Annotated in this window: 14 protein-coding genes; all 14 read right to left on the bottom strand. The window is 65.3% G+C overall.

The window, feature by feature from the left end; translation table 11 throughout:
* Positions 1-10 precede the first annotated feature (10 nt).
* Positions 11-1,474, bottom strand: a complete 1,464-nt coding sequence (locus G3N99_RS00175) for an NAD(P)/FAD-dependent oxidoreductase (protein WP_206121276.1) — start codon at positions 1,472-1,474, stop codon at positions 11-13.
* Positions 1,475-1,526: 52 nt separating this feature from the next.
* Complete coding sequence (locus tag G3N99_RS00170) at positions 1,527-2,693, bottom strand: iron-containing alcohol dehydrogenase (RefSeq protein ID WP_206121275.1); 1,167 nt, start codon at positions 2,691-2,693, stop codon at positions 1,527-1,529.
* Positions 2,694-2,722: 29 nt separating this feature from the next.
* The gene (locus G3N99_RS00165; protein WP_241011339.1) at positions 2,723-4,216 is read right to left on the bottom strand and encodes an NAD-dependent succinate-semialdehyde dehydrogenase; all 1,494 of its coding nucleotides are present in this window, start codon (positions 4,214-4,216) and stop codon (positions 2,723-2,725) included.
* A 918-nt stretch (positions 4,217-5,134) separates the two neighbouring features.
* Positions 5,135-5,890: a histidine utilization repressor gene (hutC, locus tag G3N99_RS00160; RefSeq protein ID WP_206121274.1), complete on the bottom strand. Its 756-nt coding sequence runs from the start codon at positions 5,888-5,890 to the stop codon at positions 5,135-5,137.
* Between the two features lie 56 nt (positions 5,891-5,946).
* A complete protein-coding gene (gene hutH, locus G3N99_RS00155) occupies positions 5,947-7,440 on the bottom strand; it encodes a histidine ammonia-lyase (RefSeq protein ID WP_206121273.1) in 1,494 nt (497 codons plus the stop codon).
* A 7-nt stretch (positions 7,441-7,447) separates the two neighbouring features.
* Positions 7,448-8,239, bottom strand: coding sequence for an ATP-binding cassette domain-containing protein (locus G3N99_RS00150; RefSeq protein WP_174932328.1), 792 nt, complete (start codon positions 8,237-8,239; stop codon positions 7,448-7,450).
* Between the two features lie 27 nt (positions 8,240-8,266).
* Positions 8,267-9,010 (bottom strand): ABC transporter permease subunit, encoded by a 744-nt coding sequence (locus G3N99_RS00145; RefSeq protein ID WP_174938076.1) that lies wholly within the window; start codon positions 9,008-9,010, stop codon positions 8,267-8,269.
* A gap of 12 nt (positions 9,011-9,022) precedes the next feature.
* Positions 9,023-9,745, bottom strand: a complete 723-nt coding sequence (locus G3N99_RS00140) for an ABC transporter permease subunit (RefSeq protein WP_206121272.1) — start codon at positions 9,743-9,745, stop codon at positions 9,023-9,025.
* A gap of 92 nt (positions 9,746-9,837) precedes the next feature.
* Positions 9,838-10,698, bottom strand: coding sequence for a transporter substrate-binding domain-containing protein (locus G3N99_RS00135; RefSeq protein ID WP_174932322.1), 861 nt, complete (start codon positions 10,696-10,698; stop codon positions 9,838-9,840).
* Between the two features lie 363 nt (positions 10,699-11,061).
* On the bottom strand, positions 11,062-12,366 hold the full coding sequence (locus tag G3N99_RS00130) for a replication-associated recombination protein A (RefSeq protein ID WP_206121271.1): 1,305 nt from the start codon (positions 12,364-12,366) through the stop codon (positions 11,062-11,064).
* 210 nt (positions 12,367-12,576) lie between these two features.
* On the bottom strand, positions 12,577-13,893 hold the full coding sequence (locus G3N99_RS00125; protein ID WP_241011328.1) for a porin: 1,317 nt from the start codon (positions 13,891-13,893) through the stop codon (positions 12,577-12,579).
* 62 nt (positions 13,894-13,955) lie between these two features.
* A complete protein-coding gene (locus G3N99_RS00120) occupies positions 13,956-14,786 on the bottom strand; it encodes an aspartate/glutamate racemase family protein (protein WP_174938070.1) in 831 nt (276 codons plus the stop codon).
* A gap of 51 nt (positions 14,787-14,837) precedes the next feature.
* Complete coding sequence (locus G3N99_RS00115) at positions 14,838-15,809, bottom strand: PDR/VanB family oxidoreductase (protein ID WP_206121270.1); 972 nt, start codon at positions 15,807-15,809, stop codon at positions 14,838-14,840.
* 231 nt (positions 15,810-16,040) lie between these two features.
* Positions 16,041-17,285 carry an aromatic ring-hydroxylating dioxygenase subunit alpha gene (locus tag G3N99_RS00110; protein WP_206121269.1) on the bottom strand — a complete coding sequence of 415 codons (1,245 nt, stop codon included), beginning with the start codon at positions 17,283-17,285 and terminating at the stop codon, positions 16,041-16,043.
* Positions 17,286-17,318: the final 33 nt, after the last annotated feature.

Here is a 17,318-nt window from a genome sequence, read left to right as displayed (position 1 = left end):
GCCTCTCCGCTCAGATCGCCGCGAACACGCTTTGATCCCATTGCGTCGCCGCGCGGTACTCGTCCACCGTGCCCGGCCAGTTGTTGATCACCTTGCCTTGCGCGTTCTTGTACCAGCTCGAGCAACCCGCCGAAAACGCCGAGCCGGCCATCGCCGATTGCAGCTTGTCGTTGTATGCGTCAAACACGGCCCGGTCGACGCTGACCGCCTTCACACCGGCCGAGGCCATGCCGCCGATCGCGTCGATGATGTAGTTCTGCTGGATCTCGAGCATCGACACGATGGAGTTGTGGTTCAGGTTGGTATTCGGCCCGTACAACATGAACATGTTCGGAAAGCCCGGCACGGTCATGCCCAGATAGGCTTCCGGGCCGTCTGCCCACGCCTGGGCCAACGTGCGGTCCGTCCCGCGAACCTGCAGGCTGCCCTGGAATGCCTGGCTCTCGAATCCGGTTCCGAACACGACCACGTCGAACGGGAGCAGACGGCCGTCCCGGGTCACGATGCCCTCATCGACGAACGACTCCACCCCCGCCGTCTCCAGCGCGACGTTGTCGCGCATGAGCGCCGGATAGTAGTCGTCCGATCGCAGAATCCGTTTGCACGCGTATTCATAGTCCGGTGTCAGCTGCTCGCGCAGTGCCGGGTCGGGCACCTGGCGATGAAGGTGTGCCAACGCGAGACTCTTGCCTTCCAGCTGTGCGGTGGAACCCATCCGTGTCCGCTCGAACCCGGACTCGCGGAACGCGTGCAGCGATTTCCTGCTTTCTTCGAACAGATGGGGCTCGCGCTCGTAGGTATCGAGCTGATCCGTCGAGAAGACGATCTGGTTGCGCGGCATGATCCAGTTCGCGCTGCGCTGGAATACCGTCAGGTGATCGACCTTCGGCGCGATGAGCGGCACATACTGCACGGCGCTGGCGGCGTTGCCGATGCTTGCCACCCGCTTGCCGCTCAAGTCCACGTCGTGCCGCCACTCGGCGGAGTGGAAATACTCGCCGTTGAAATCCGCCAGGCCGCGCACCGCCGGGATCAGCGGACGGTTCAGCTGCCCCCAGGCCGGCACGAAGAATCGGGAGGTCATCCGGGACCCGTCGTTCAGCTCGAACCGCCAGAGGCTTGCACCGGCATCCCATTCTGCACTGCGAATCTCGGTGTCGAATCGCAGGTGCTCTGCCAGGTCGAACCGCGTGGCAAGCGATTTCAAATAGTGCAGCAGCTCATTCCGGCCGGCATACATGGCGCTCACGCGCAAATGCGGATGGAAGCTGTAGCAGTACAGGTGCGATTCGGTATCGCATGCCGCGCCGGGATACGAATTGTCCAGCCAGACGCCACCGAGATCGGGACGCTTCTCCAGCACGACGAAGTCGTCGATGCCCGCGATCTTCATGCGAGCGGCCATGCCGAGGCCTCCGAAGCCTGCACCCAGGATAACGATCTCGTGGTGCTCAATCCTTTCTACATTGTTCACGGTGCACTCTCTACATTAACGTTACGGCGACTACGAATTTGCCTGCCTCGGGTCAATAGGCCTGCTCATACAGGCGCAATGCGTCCGACTCCGTGACAACGACCGGATTGTTCAACAGCAGGCGCTGCTGCTTCATCGCATCGGCTGCCAGGGTCGGCAGGCTCGCCTGCGTGACACCCACGTCGCGCAGGCGTCGCGGTGCGCCGGATCGGTTCATCAGGTCTTCCAGGAATGCGATGAACGCCGCCGTGCGCGCCTTGGCGTCGCCCTTTCCACCCGCGCCGACGACATCCGCCAGTTCCGAATAGTGCGAAGCGGCCGCTTCGGCGTTGAATCGCAGCACGGGGGCAAGCATCAATGCGTTGGACAAGCCGTGCGGGATATGGAAATGCCCCCCCAACGGATACGCGAGCGCATGGACCGCGGCCACCGGAGCATTGGCGAAGGCCTGCCCCGCCAGCGTGGCGCCCAGCAGCATGGCCTCTCGTGCGTGCCGATCGTGGCCGTTTTCGCAAGCCGGGATCAGGTTGCTCACCAGCAAGCGAAGCGCCTCGCGCGCGAGCGCGTCGGAAACGGGATTCTTCTTGTGCTTGCTGGTATAGGCCTCGATGGCGTGGACCATCGCGTCGATGCCCGTCGCAGCGGTATGGCTGCGCGGCAGACCGACCGTCAGCTCGGCGTCCAGGATCACTTTGTCGGCATACAGCTGACGGGAGACGATGCCCATCTTGGTTGTTTCGTTAACCGAAACGATGGAAATGTTGGTGACTTCCGACCCGGTGCCGGCCGTCGTAGGAATCTGCACCAATGGCAGGCGCGCGCCCCGCACGTTGCCGATTCCGTACATTTCCGCGAGCGATTGCTGCGAGACGGTGAGCACGGCGGCCAGTTTTGCAATGTCCATCGACGAGCCGCCGCCCAGGCCGATGACGATGTCCGCCTCTGCACTGCGCGCGAACTCGACGCAGCGCGAGACCACGCTCTCCGGCGGGTCGGCCACGACCTCGTCAAAAACCGCCACACGGAATCCCTCGGCCGCCAACGACGCTTTCGCCGGTTCCAGCACACCGGTGTTGTGCAGCCCCGCGTCGGTCACGATCAGGACATGACGGCGCTCCGTCCATGCCGCCATCACCTGACCCAGGCGGCGCACACAACCCCATTCCTGGAGAATGGACGGAACAGTTTCGAAGAGCATCGATTGCGGGGACATTTCCATTGACGTTTCCTTGATGCAGACTTTGGCAGTTAGACCTGGGTGCACATGTACTTGATTTCCAGGTATTCCTCGATTCCGTAACGGGAACCCTCGCGGCCCAGGCCCGATTGCTTGACCCCGCCGAACGGTGCGACCTCGTTGGAAATCACGCCGGTATTCAGGCCGACCATCCCGTACTCGAGTGCCTCGCCCACACGCCAGATGCGGCTGTTGTCACGCGTATAGAGATAGGCGGCGAGCCCGTATTCGGTGTCGTTGGCCATCGCGATCGCTTCCGCTTCATCCTCGAAGCGGAACACCGGGCCGACGGGCCCGAAAAGCTCCTCGCGTGCGAGCCGCATGGCCGGCGTCGCATCGGCAATCACGGTCGGCTCGAAAAACGTGCCCCCGAGCTGATGACCTTTTCCGCCGGTGACGATGCGTGCGCCCTTGCTTACCGCGTCGTCGATCAGCTGATTCAGGTGGTCGCAGGCGGACTTCTGGATCAGCGGCCCCTGCTGCACGCCCGGCTCGATGCCGTTCCCTACCTTGAGCGCCTGGACTCGCCGGGTGAGCGCCTCGACGAAGCGGTCATGAATGCCTGCCTGGACCAGAAAGCGATTGGCGCACACACAGGTCTGACCGCTATTCCGGTACTTCGACGCCATCGCCCCTTCAATCGCTGCGTCGAGATCCGCGTCGTCGAACACGATGAAAGGCGCGTTGCCGCCGAGCTCGAGAGAAAGCCGCTTGATCGTTCCGGACGATTGGCTCATGAGCACACGGCCGACTTCAGTCGAGCCGGTAAACGAAAGCTTGCGCACCACCGGGCTCGCCGTCAGAACCGCGCCGATCTCGCGCGACGGGCCACACACCACTTGAAGGACACCCGCCGGAATGCCCGCGCGCTCGGCCAGGACGGCAAGCGCAAGCGCCGTGAGCGGCGTCAGGTCGGCGGGGCGCACGATGATGGAACAGCCCGCGGCCAGCGCCGGCGCGACCTTGCGCGTGATCATCGCGGCCGGGAAATTCCACGGCGTGATCGCGGCACACACGCCGATCGGCTGACGGATGACGAGGATGCGCTTGTCGCCTTGCGGGTGAGGCATGACGTCGCCGTAGACACGCTTCGCTTCTTCGGCGAACCACTCCACGAAAGAAGCCGCATATGTGATTTCGCCGCGGGCCTCCGCCAGCGGCTTGCCCTGCTCCGACGTCATGATCAACGCGAGGTCGTCGGCATTCGCCAGGATCAGGTCGAACCACGCGCGCAACAGCTTTGCGCGCTCGTGGCTGGTCTGCTTCTGCCAGCCTTGCTGTGCAAGCGCCGACGATTCGATGGCCTGCTCCACCTCCGCGGCGCCGAGGCTGGCCACGCGGGCGAGGATGTCACCCGTGGCCGGGTTCGTGACGGGAAACGAGCGACCCTCCGTGCCTTCCTGCCATCCCGACGCCAGCCAGGCGCGCGTCTCCAGCAACGCGCCGTCTCGCAGCCGGGCGCGTAGCGCCGAGGGGTCAATCGCTTCGTTCTTCCTGCTGTGCATTTCATCCACGAGCACTGTCTCCAGAAATTCTTGTTTTTCAACCGGGGCGCTTTCAGCCGACAGGCGAAAACTGCTCAGGCGTCAATACGCGGACGCCTGCTCCATCCCCCGGGATTTCGCCTGACTTCAGGTGGCCGGCGTGCGCCCATTTCCGCGCCGCCGCGAAGCTTTCGCAAAATCTTGCCCACCGTGGGAACGTCCGCGCCCGAGCGATGACGTCCAATTGGGGATGAAACAGACATGTAGATCACTTGACATGGTCATTTGACCATAAACCATTTTTCGCGGCAACTCAGTAGTTGCACGGGCTGTCGGTGACGCGCGGGAGATGGTCATGCGAGGTGGTGACCGCCAGACAAGGGGATCGCTCGGGGCCTGCGCTGGCAACGCGAACCCGAAGGATGGGCTCGGCGGCGTACTGCCTGAAGGAGACGCTGCCTGTTTTGAAAGGCAGGTGGTCATCTGCCCGACTAGTGCCACGGTCCGATGAACCGGGTAAGTCAGCGCATGGAATGGATGCCCCGGTTGCCGTGTGAGCGCCGAACCAACGGTTCAAGAGATGGCAGCGTGTGGCATGGCACCCGCCGCGATCGGGTGCCAGAGTGTGCTGGCGAGACCTCGAGCGCCACGGCAAGCAGGGGTCGCGGCGATGAATACACCCGAGGCCGATGATGGTGCGCACGACGCGTTCGATCGGGTTTGCACGCGAAAGCGCGCTCTGTCACGCCCCTTGCGGATGGCAAAGTTGCGAAAGCATGACGCTGCGCGAACCCATCGGATCGGCGATCCCGGTCAACTGGCCCGCGCAAGCGGCCTGAACGCCCGCCGCTGGTGGTTTGCGCAGCAGCAAGCCGGCAGCGTGACTCGACGATCGCCACCACGACAGTGACAACCAACAGCGGTGGCGGACACCGCTGCTTACACCCGCCCAGCCAAATGAAACCGTGACGCCGGATGCCACAGCTGCACCGACGTCGCAATCTGCCCGCCGACCCACGTGCGCCGTCGCAGCAGCAGGCAGGGCTCGCCGATTTCCATCACGAGGTGCCGGCGCACCTGCGCATCGGGCTTCTGTGCGTAGATGCGGAATTCCGCACGCTGGATCGGCGCGAGCCGCACCATGTAGTGATTCGGCGTCTCGACCGTGAAATCCTGGTCGAGGTAGGCGGGAAACAGCGCCGGATTGACGTAGCGATCCTCGAACTGGATCGGCTCGCCTTCCTCGCAATGCACGATGCGCGAATGAAACACCGGCCCCGCACGAAGCCCGAGCGCTTCGATCGCTTCGGGATCGTCGCTGCTTTCGATCATCAGCACGCGGGCACTGTGTCGATGGCCGCGCTCGGCGATCTCGTCCGCGATGTTGCGGATCTCGAGCACCGTCGATTCGTAATGACGGCGCTCGACGAAGGTGCCTGCCCCCTGGATGCGGGTCAGCACACGCTCGGCAGTGAGCTCGCGCAGCGCACGCGACACCGTCATCCGCGCCACGCCGAACTCCTTGACCAGTTCGGCCTCGGTCGGAATCGCGCCACCGGGCTTCCAGTCCCCGTTCGCGATCCGCTCGACCACGTAGCGCTTGATCTGCTGATAGGCCGGCAGCGCACGCGCCGGCACGTCATCGCCCGGTACGCCCCCCGGCCGGGCAGCCGTGTATCGTTCCGCTTCGTTCATGCGCCCTCGATCAAATGAAGGTTGGATGACCTGCCGACCGTCTCAGCACCCATGCTTCACGCCAGCGACGGCGGTACGCCCGCGACGATGCCGGCCGCCGTCGCGATGTCGTCCGCGAGCGGCCGGTCGTCGTGATACGCCGGCACGCGTTCGCGCACGTAACGCCACAGCGCGTCGGTCGGCGCCGCCCGTGACGCGCCACTCTCCTGCAAATCGTACGCCTGCGCGGCGGCCAGCAACTCGATCGCGAGCACACGCGTGGTGTTTTCGATGATGTCGAGCGCCTTCAGCGCAGCCGGCGTCGCATGGCACAGGTGATCCTCCTGCAAGCCCGACGTGATGCCGCCGTCGAGGCTCGCGGGCGCGGCGAGCCGCTGGTTCTGCGCAACCAGCGCGACCGCGGTGTACTGCGCGATCATGAACCCGGAACACGTGCCGCCCGGCGCCGCGAGAAATGCCGGCAGCCCGCTCACGAGCGGATTGACGAGACGGTCGAGCCGCCGCTCGGCAATCGCCGCGACCTGCGCCATCGCGGCCGCGAGGCTGTCCATCGCGAGCGCAATGCCCGCACCGACCGCATGCGCCTGCGAATGGACGGCCGGCGCGTCACGCGTGCCCGCGACGATCGGATTGTCGGTGACGGACGCGAGTTCGCGATCGACGACCTCCGCGGTGACCGCCAGCACGTCGCGCGCCGCGCCGTGCACGTGCGGAATCGTGCGCAGGCTGAGCGGGTCCTGCGTATGCCGCCCGTTCGCCGCGGCGAGCATTGCGCTGTCGGCAAGCATCGCGCGCAAGCGCGCACCGACATGCCCGATGCCGGACGAAATGCGCAGCGCCAGCGATGTCGGATCGAACGCAGCGAGTTGGCCGCCGAGATTCTCGAAGCTCGTCGCCGCGACCCAGTCGGCCCAGTCGAGCAGCCGCTCCGCACGCGCAAGCGCGAGCGCGGCGAGCCCCGTCACACATGGCGTGCCGTTGACCAGGCTCAGTCCCTCCTTGGCACCGAGCGCCAGCGGCTCGCGGCCGATGCGGCGCAACGCTTCGTCGCCACGCACGCGTTCGCCGCGATGACGCGCGTAGCCATGCCCGATACAGACGAGCGCGACGTGCGCCATGTGGGTCAGGTAGCCCACCGAACCGTGCGCCGGCACTTCCGGCAGGCAATCCTGTTCGAGAAGCGCGACCAGTTGGTCGACGATGTCGGCACGCACGCCGGAATGCCCATGCGCGTAGTTGTTGATCGCGGCCGCGATGATCGCGCGGGTTTCCGCCGCACCGAGCGGCGCGCCGACGCCGACCGCGTGGCTCATCAGGATGTTGCGCGACAGCGTGCCCTGTTGCTCCGGCGACACGATCACGTCGCACAACGCGCCGACGCCCGTGTTGACGCCATACGCGCGAATGCCGCGCGCGACGATTGCGTCGACGAGTTCACGCGCCGCGACGACACGCCCGCGCGCCTCGTCGGTCAACGCGAGCGGCGCGCCGGCCGCCACCGCCGCAATCTGCCGCCAGTCGAGCGGCCGTGCCGAACGGAATACCGTCATGGCAGCCTCAATTCGCGGCACGGTCATGATGGCTCGACACGAACTGGCGAAAGCGTTCGGAGCATTGGCCGCCGAACAGTTCGGCAGGCGTCCCGTCCGCATCGACCTCGCCCTGATGCAGGAACATCACGCGATTCGACACATGCCGCGCGAAGCCCATTTCGTGCGTGACGACCAGCATCGTGCGCCCTTCCTCCGCGAGCGAGCGCATCACGCGCAGCACCTCGCCGACCAGCTCCGGATCGAGTGCCGACGTCGGTTCGTCGAACAGCATCACCTTCGGATGCATCGCGAGCGCTCGCGCGATCGCGACGCGCTGCTGCTGCCCGCCCGACAGGTGCGCCGGATAGTAGCCGCGCTTGTCCGCGAGGCCGACGCGCGCGAGCAGCGCCTCGGCCTCCTCGACCGCTTCCGCGCGACTGCGTTTCTGCACGCGCAGCGGGCCTTCGACGAGATTGTCGAGCACGGTCATGTGCGACCACAGGTTGAAGTTCTGGAACACCATCCCGAGCTGCGAGCGGATGCGGTCGACCTGGCGCCGGTCGCCCGGGTGCAGCTTGCCGTCGCGCGCACGCTTCATCTTCAGCTCCTCGCCGGCGAGCGCGACCGAGCCGTCGTCCGGCGTTTCGAGCAGGTTCAGGCAGCGCAGGAAGGTACTCTTGCCCGATCCGCTCGCACCGAGGATCGAGATGACGTCGCCTTCGTGCGCATCGAGCGAGATGCCCTTCAGTACGTGGTGATCGCCGAACGACTTGTGGATGTTCCTGACCGACAGGGCGACGGGAGCAGCAGTGTTCATCGAATTCTCCTGGAAGGAAGGACGCGGTCAGGATGCGACACGCCGTGCATTGCGTGCGGCGGCGGTCGCGCCGGACGGCTTCGGCGCACGCAGATGGCCCGACAGCCGCCATTCGAGCGCGCCGAGCAGGCGTACGACGATAAAGTTCAGGCCCAGGTAGATGAGGGCCGCACACACGAACACCTCGGTCGTCCGGTAGGTTTGCTGGATGATCTGCTGCGCGACGCCCGTCACCTCCCACACGGTCACGAGGCTGGCGAGCGCGGTCGACTTGACCAGCAGCACGGCTTCAGTCGAATACGCGGGCAGGCACTGGCGCAGCGCGATCGGGCCGATCACGCGGCGCAGCAGTGCGAAGCCCGACAGGCCGATCGAATAGCCCGCCTCGATCTGCCCGACCGGCACGGCCATCAGCCCGCCGCGCAGGATCTCGGCCGTGTAGCCGGCGGTGCAAAGCGCGAGCGACAGCACGGCGCACACGTACGGCTCGCGCAGCAGCGGCCACATGAAGCTTTCCCGGATCACGCCGAACTGGCCGAGCCCGTAGTACACGAGAAACATCTGGATCAGCAGTGGCGAGCCGCGAAACACGAGGATGTACGCACGCGCAAAGCGGTTCGGCAGCCAGCGCGGCGATACGCGCATCGTGACGATCACGAGCGACAGCAGGCCGCCGAGCACGAGCGATGCGAAGAACAGGCCGAGCGTGGTCGGTACCGCCGCGAGCAGCTGGCGCAGCGTGTCGAACAGGAAGTCGAAATCGAGTGACATGTGCGCGCTCCGTCAGTTGCGTGCGAAGTTGCGGCGGAACGACCGGCCGACGATTGCTTCAGCCCGGTTGAACACGCGGTTCGACAACCCGGTCATGACCAGGTAGAGCACGCCGCCCGCGACGAAGAACACGAAATACTGATGGGTCGAATTCGCGGCGATCTGGCTCGTGCGCAGCAGCTCCGCGAGCCCTGTGACCGAGATCAGCGCCGAATCCTTCAGGCTCAGCTGCCACACGTTGCCGATGCCGGGCAACGCGAAGCGCAGGACCTGCGGAATCAGGATGCGGCGCAGGACCATGCTGCGCGGCATGCCGATCGAGCGCGCCGCTTCGAGTTCGCCCTTCGACACCGCGAGCACGGCCGCGCGATACACCTCGGCCTGGTACGCACCGGAAATCATCCCCACTGCGAGCGCACCGATCACGAACGGCGGCACGCCGATGAAGCCGTCAGCGCCGAACCACTGGCCGACGGCCGTGACGAGCGTCGAGCCGCCGAAATAGAACAGGTAGATGACGAGCAGCTCGGGCACGCCGCGAAACACCGTCGTATACAGGTCGCCGAGCAGGCGGGCGCTGCGGTAGCGCGACAGCTTCGCGGCCGCGATGCCCGCACCGATCACGGCGCCGACCGCAAGCGCGGCCAGCGTCAGCGCAACCGTCATCAGCGCGGCGAGCAGCAGCACGCCGCCCCAGCCTTCGGTTCCGAAGCCCAGCATTTCAAGGATCGCCATGCGTGCCTCCCGGCAAGCGTTGATAGGATCGGCAGGATGCGCGCCGCCGCGCGCGGCTCAGGCCGCTTGCGCGGCGGCGGCCGGACGTGCGCTTACGGGGTGACGTCGGTCTTGAACCACTTGTCGGCGAGCTTCTTCACGGTACCGTCCGCGAGCGCGGCGCCGATCGCCGTATCGAACTTCGTCTTCAGGTCGGCATCCTGCTTGCGGAATGCCAGCCCTTCGCCCGGGCCCCAGATCGGCCCGCCGAGCTTCGGGCCCGCGAGCACGATTGATGCGTTGTCTTTCTTCGCATTGTTCGCCGCGTAGTAAGTGACATCGTCGAACGATGCGTCGATGCGGCCGGCGACGAGGTCGAGATCGCGCTCGGGCGACGTCTTGTACACGCGAATCGACGCGATGTCCTTGAAGCTGTCGTTGATGAACTTCGTGTAGACGGTGCCCGACTGGATGCCGATCGTCTTGCCCTTCAGCTGCTTGCGCAGCCCGTCGACGGTTGGCTTGTCGGCATTCGCGTCACCCGACAGCTTGACGATCGGTGCGCCCGGCGCCGCCTTCGGCAGGATCTTCGTGTCGGTGACGGCAAACGTCGCGGGCGTGGCCGCATAAGGCCGCGAGAACAGCAGGATCTTCTCGCGCTCCGGCGTGATCGAGATCGCATCCATCAGGACATCGAACTTGCCGGCCTGCAGCCCCGGAATCATCCCGTCCCAGTCCTGCGCGACCATGTTGCACTGCACCTTGATGCGCTCGCACACGTTGGCGAGCAGTTCGGGCTCGAAGCCGCCGAGCTTGCCGCCCGGCAGCGTGAGGTTCCACGGCGCGTAGCCGCCTTCGAGCGCCACCGTCACGGTCTTCCACTCCTTCGCCTGCACCGGTGCGGAAAGCGTGGCCGCTACCGCCGCCATGATGCCGATCGTCCTGACTGCCCACTTGATGCGCTTGCCGTTCACGAGATTCTCCTTGCGTTGAAGTTCGTCATCCCTTCGGTCATGCAAGCGGCCTCAGGAATTTGTCTATACAAGCATGCAAGAAGAAAAACCGAGCGACAAGCGTTGGTCAATAAAAACCGGGTAAACGCGGGAAATCCCCTAATTTCAGGGCTCTGACGTGCCTCGTGGTGGTGATTCATGGCACGAACATGGTGCATTCCGTACGATCTTTCGATCAGGATGACTAGACAAATTCATGATTCGACTGTTTCGCTAAACACACTAAAATCGTCGGTCGAATCCTGAAGTCATGCCTGCAGGCGCCTCGCTCGCAAAAGCGTCCCGGAGAAATCGGGCATTCGCGGCGGCGGCGTGCGTCGCCAGTCAGCTCCGCTTGCCCGCATCCCGGTCAAGCCTGCGCAACCCGTCGAGCCGCTCCGCGATCCTCGCCTCGACGCCGCGCGGCGCAGGCTCGTACCAATGCGGTTCCCGCATGCCGTCCGGCAGGTAACTTTCGCCTGCCGCGTAGCCGTCACGCTCGTCGTGCGGATTCCGGTACGCGTGCCCGAGCGCTTGCGTCAATTCGGCACGCACGTCGCGCAAATGCGCCGGCACGTCGCGAGGCCGATCCTGCCGCACGAAGGCCCGCGCCTGCATCAGCGCCATCCCGCCGGCATTGCTTTTTGCCGCGCACGCGAGATACAGCACGGCCTGCGCGAGCGCGAGATCGCCTTCCGGTGCGCCGAGCCGGTCGCTGGTCTTGGCCGCATCGTCGGCGATCCGCAATCCGGTCGGGTCGGCAAGCCCGATGTCGTCGTACGCGATCGCAACGATCCGGCGTGCGAGGTAGCGGCGGTCGGTGCCGCCGTCCAGCATCCGGCACAGCCAGTACAGCGCGGCGTCCGGGTTCGAGCCGCGCACCGACTTGTGCAGCGCCGAAATCTGATCGTAGAAATGCTCGCCGCCCTTGTCGAAGCGACGCGCGCCGGTTGTCGTCGCGCGCTCGACGAAGCTGCCGTCGATCGTCGTCACGCCCGCCGACGCTGATGCTGTCCGCACCTGTTCGAGCAGGTTCAGGAAGCGTCGCGCATCACCGTCCGCATGGTCGATCAGCTTGCCGAGCGCATCGTCGTCGAACGAAAGCGTGCCGAGTGCGGTCATGTGCGCACGCACAAACAGCGCGCGCAACGCGTCGTCGTCCAGCGGCTTCAGCACGTACACCCGTGCGCGTGAAAGCAATGCGCGATTGACTTCGAAACTCGGGTTTTCGGTCGTCGCGCCGATGAAGACGACGGCGCCGGACGTGACGGACGGCAGCAGCGCGGCCTGCTGCGTTTCGTTGAAGCGGTGGATTTCGTCGACGAACACGATCGTGCGGCGCCCCGCTTCGTCGAACACCTGCTGCGCACGAGCCGTGACGGCGCGAATGTCCTTGACGCCGCCGAGCACCGCGGACAACGCGGCGAACGCGCAGTCGAACGCCTGCGCGGTCAGCCGCGCCAACGTCGTCTTGCCGACGCCGGGCGGCCCCCAGAAAATCATCGAATGCGGCTTGCCCGATTCGAACGCCCGGCGCAGCGGCATGCCCGCGCCGAGCAGATGCGCCTGCCCGATCACGTCGTCAAGCGACGTCGGGCGCAGCGCATCCGCCAGCGGACGGTGCGGTTCAGCGGAAAACAGGTCGGACATGGGCATTGGTGGGCACGCGCATCCGGCGGCACGGGTTGCTACCGGACGCGCGGATTATGACAGCGATGCGGCGATGGCGTCGGGAAGCGACACGCCGTGGCCGGGCGGTACGCCCCGACATGCGGGCAAGTCAAAGCCGGTAACGGGTCGCGGGTGACCGCCCGACGCAGCGCCACACGTTGCATCGCGTCGCAAGCACACCGTGTTCAACTAGAAACGCTTGTTGATCCCGACAATCGCGCCGACAGTCGTGCCCGGTACGCCGTACAGCGCATTATCAATCGACAGGCCGAGGCGCTCATGACCGTGATTGTTCGCCGCCCCGATCTCGGCATACAGCGACGTCGATTTCGACAGGAAGTATCGCGCGGTCAGCGCCCCGACGAGGCCATGGTTGGCCGAATCATGCGGATCCCGGACATACCACAAGCCAGAGTTGATATTCAGCTGCGGGAGCACGTAGCAGTCGAACCCCACGTTCCATATGTTGTTGCCGCCCCCGCTCGCGACACCGTTGGCGACGGTCGTCGGGACCTTGTAGCTGGTGAACGAGCCCTTCGCCGTGAACGCGCCGAAGTTGTAGAGCACGCCGATCATGCGCCCGGAGAACGGCTGCTGGAACGTCGTCAATCCGGCGTTGCTCTTTCCTTCGCTGGAGTCATACATCGCCGCATTGACGACCAGCCCGCTGTACTGGTATCGAACGGCGACCGAATACTGCTGCCCCGCGCGGAAATCGCCGGGCATCCCGCCGGGCGCGTACATCATGCTCGTGGAGAAGCCGGCGAACTGCGGGCTCGTATAGGTGACGGCGTTCGGATTGAACGTGCCGGAGAACGTCTGGTCGGCGTACACCGAAAACGCGGTGCCGAACTGTCCCGCATTGCGCGGGTCCGATTCGTAAATCGCGAGAACGAAAGGCGAATACTGTACGCCGGCCTTCAACTGGCCGAATGCGCCGTCGAGCGCGAGCCATGCCTGGCGACCGAAGAAATTGCCGTTGCTGTTGTCGAAACCGCCATTGACGAGGCTGACGCCGCTCTCCAGCTTGAACGTCATCTTCATCCCGCCGCCCAGGTCCTCCTTCCCCTGCAAACCGAACGCGGACGGCTCGAGCCCCGCGTTGATCAGACTGAACTGCTTGCCCGCGTTGCCCTGGGCCGTCGAACCCATCGTCTTGTTCGTGAACAGAAGACCGACATCCAGCGTTCCGTAGAGGGTGACGCTGCTCTGTGCGCATGCACAGGCAGGCAGCATTGCAATGCCGAACGCGAACAGCTTTTGCGTCGACGAAAGGTGACGATCTCCGAACCATGTAATCATTTTGATATCCGAAATAAATCGGTTATGTAAGGTGAAGCCGAATCGATGTACATCCCGTCCTGCTTCCTGCCGCCTGCCATCGTCCTGCTGGTCAGGCACGGGCCACGCACCGGCAGCCCGATTTCCGTCGCACGGCCGCGGGCCGGCGTTTACGGGGCCGGCCGCGGTGGCCCGCCCGCGCTTTGCGCTCAGGTAGCGGCACATGGCCTGTCGCGGCAGTCATCCGCGACGTCGTCTCCGCGACTTCGACCAGTGCCGCCGCTGCGTCATGCCAGCAGCTTCTTCCCCATCGCCTGAAGCTCCTCGAGAATGTGCGGCGGCGTCGTTCGATAGGCGCCAGCAACCGCTTCCGACTTGGTCAGGCCGATGCTCCGCCTCAGGTCGACCATCGACTCCGCGAGCTTCACCATGGCCGCGGGGCCGACGATCACGGGCACGCCCGTCCCTCGCACCTCGGTGTAGCCGGCCAGCGCAAGCAGCGCTCCACCGGGATTGCAACCGCACAGCACGGTATCGGCACCGTCCCGCACGCATGCCTGCGCGGCTTCGTCGAACATCTCGATCCATCGATCCGGTTTGCCGTTCGCGGCATCGACGATGGCGGGCCAGCACGACGGATCGAGCGCCCGCACCGGCTGGTTCCGGATGGCCCGGTGCTCCCAGCCATGCAGCCGGATGTGCGCTTCGAACGGCTCGATGAAGGCGGGTGCGATCGTCACCCACGCAAACTTCTTGCCGACCAGCTGCGCCATTAGCATCGTCGACTCCGCGCCGCCCAGCACCGGCATCCTGACCGCCTGCCGGCATTCCTGCGAGTACGCATCGATGATGCAGACGCCGGCCAGCGCGGCATCGAAGCCCTCCTTCTCCGCATCGACGATCCTGTTCACCACCTGAACCTTCGTGACGGCGCGCGGGTAAAGCAGGTTATTCGCGAACGACCGCGGCGCGTCCTCCATATAGCGCAGCGTGATCTCGGTGTCCGGCCGCGCAATCTGCTGCGCGAACTTCAGCATCGCGCCATAGGTCTCGCGCACGCCGCCGAAGTCCGCGTCGTTCGAACGGTTTTCTGCCTGCCATACAATCCTGATTCCCATACGTGTCTCCTCCATGGATCAACCTGCCGGGCGATCGGCGATCGCCCGGGCCTACAGATCGAGCACCAGCCGTGCCGATTTCGAACGCGAGCAGCACGGCATCAATCGATCGTTGTCCGCCCGCTCCGCGGGCGTGAGGCACATGTCGCGATGGTCCGGCTCGCCGGCCAGTACGCGCGTCTCGCACGTACGGCATACGCCCTGCCCGCACGACGTCTCGATCTCGATCCCCACCCTCGCGAGCGCCTGGACGATCGATTCGTCCTCTTCGACCATCACCACCTGCCCTGAACTCGCCACCTCGACCTCGAAGCGTTCGCTGTCGGCCGCCGGACTTTCCCCGGCCGCAAAGAACTCGTAGTGCAACTGCGCTTCCGGCCAGCCGGCCGCGCGGGCGGCGCCCAGCACGGCGTCCATGAACCCGGTCGGTCCGCACACGTACAGGTGCGTTCCGCTCTCGGGCCGTGCGAGCCGGGCGGCGATATCGAATGTCGGGGTATCCGGCTGATCGTCGAAATGGAACTGCACGTGACGCGCATACGTTGCGCGGGAAATGCGATCGAGAAATGCGGTGCGTGCACGCGAACGCGCGCAGTAGTGCATCTCGAACGGCGCGCCGATCGCCGCCAGCCGCTCCGCCATGCAGAGAATCGGCGTCACGCCGATGCCGCCGGCCATCAACAGGCTGCGCGTCGCATCGTGCGCGAGCGGGAAATGGTTTTTCGGAACACTGATCGCGAGCTCGTCGCCGACCTGCACCCGATCGTGCATGCCCGCCGATCCGCCGCGCGAGTTCGGGTCGCGCAGTATCGAGATCTGATAGCGATGCCCTTCTTCGGGCGCGTTGCACAGCGAATACTGTCGCGTCGGCCCGCCCGGTACCGCCACGTCGATATGCGAGCCGGCCGAAAACGCCGGCATCGGCCGGCCGTCCGTCCTGACCAGCTCGAAACTGCAAATGCCGACGGCTTCCTCACGTTTCGCCGCCACGCGGACTGTCAGCCCGCCCACCCCACTCGTCATGCCTCCTCCTGGAACGGCGAGCGCGAGCGCGCGCCCGTCCGGCGCGGCCAGTGACCGCTGCCTTCGGGGCCGAGCCGGCCCGCCACTTCGCCCTGATTTTTCTTGCCCGATTGACGATGCGATCCGGCAACCGGTCGGCCGACGAGGCGACGCTACGCGCTCGCCGGCCGCCTCGCCGCCCGCCCGATCCGTTGCCGTTGGCGCGATCGACGAGGTCGGCCGCTGCGCCGGTCAGTCGAGCGCGGCCTTCGCCGTCGGCGCCGCCGACCACTTGACGACCTGCTCGATCCCGTGACGGCACAGGACCTCGCTCTCGTTGAAGTAGATGACCGGCTTCGCGCCGGACGCCATGCCGACCTGCATGCTTTCGATGTTGCCCAGGTCCTCGAGCATCGAATCGGTGATGTGGGACGTGAAATGCTCGAGCTGCAGGCGCTCGCGGACCGTCGTCGCCTTCTTGTAGTAGAAGCGCGCCTCCCAGACGGTCGTCGACGCCGACGTCGGCCAGAACTCGTGCGTCCAGAACTGATTGGCCGAGATCTGCAGGTGCCAGTTCGGGAAGAACCAGTTGACGTCGCTCGCCCAGTGCTCGTGCTTCGTCGGGTTCACGCCCTTGTGCTCGACGACCGAGTTGACCTGCCCCGCCTTGCGGGTGCCCGTCACCGAATGGTCGGCCGAGAACAGCCATTGCGCGACCTTCGATTTCGCGAACGGCTGCGCGATCGGGTTGAGCCACCACGACATCGAGCGATGCGGGCCGTGAAGCCGGACGCTGATCGGCCTGCCGAACGGGTTCTGTTGCCCGATGTAGAACGGCGCCAGCGTCTTCGGGTGGATCGATGCCACGTGATAGGCCTCGCTGAAATTCTCGGCGACGGCCTTCCAGTTCGCGTTGAATTCTCCGCGCAGCACGATCGGGTGATCCGGGTTCTGGTACTCGATGCCGGTGAGCGCGTCGGCAATCGGCCCGAGGAATTCCGCGAGGCTGAGTTCGGGTTCCGGCGCGAGGTTGACGAAGATCCAGCCCTCCCAGATCTCCATAGCGACCGGTGTCAGCCCGCATTTCTTCTTGTCGAGGCCGAAGAACCCGGATTCGTCAGGCACGTGCGCCAGCTGCCCGGCATTGTCGTATCCCCAGCTGTGGTATCGGCACACGAAGCGCTTCGCATTGCCGGACGCGCGGTGCTCGACGATGTTCGCGCGGTGAGCGCAGACGTTGTGAAATGCGCGAATCGTGCCGTCTTCCGAGCGCGCGACGATGACCGATGCGTTCAGCACCGCAAGCTGCTTCACGAAGAAATCGCCCGGCTTCGGGATGCGCTCGACGCGCCCGACCATCAGCCACGCGCGACGAAAGATCCGCTCGCGTTCGATTTCGTACTGTGCAGCATCGGTATAAATCGACGTGGGCACGGCGCCGGTTTCCAGGCCGACCGATTCGGTGAAATTTCCGTTGAAATCCATCGGATTATTCATTTGCACTCCTCCATTTTTTATGCAACGCAATTC

The sequence above is a fragment of the Burkholderia sp. Ac-20392 genome (assembly GCF_017104585.1).
Lineage (GTDB): Bacteria > Pseudomonadota > Gammaproteobacteria > Burkholderiales > Burkholderiaceae > Burkholderia > Burkholderia lata.
The sequence above is the reverse complement of the archived record's forward strand: the minus strand, read 5'-3'. Positions and strand labels throughout refer to the sequence as shown.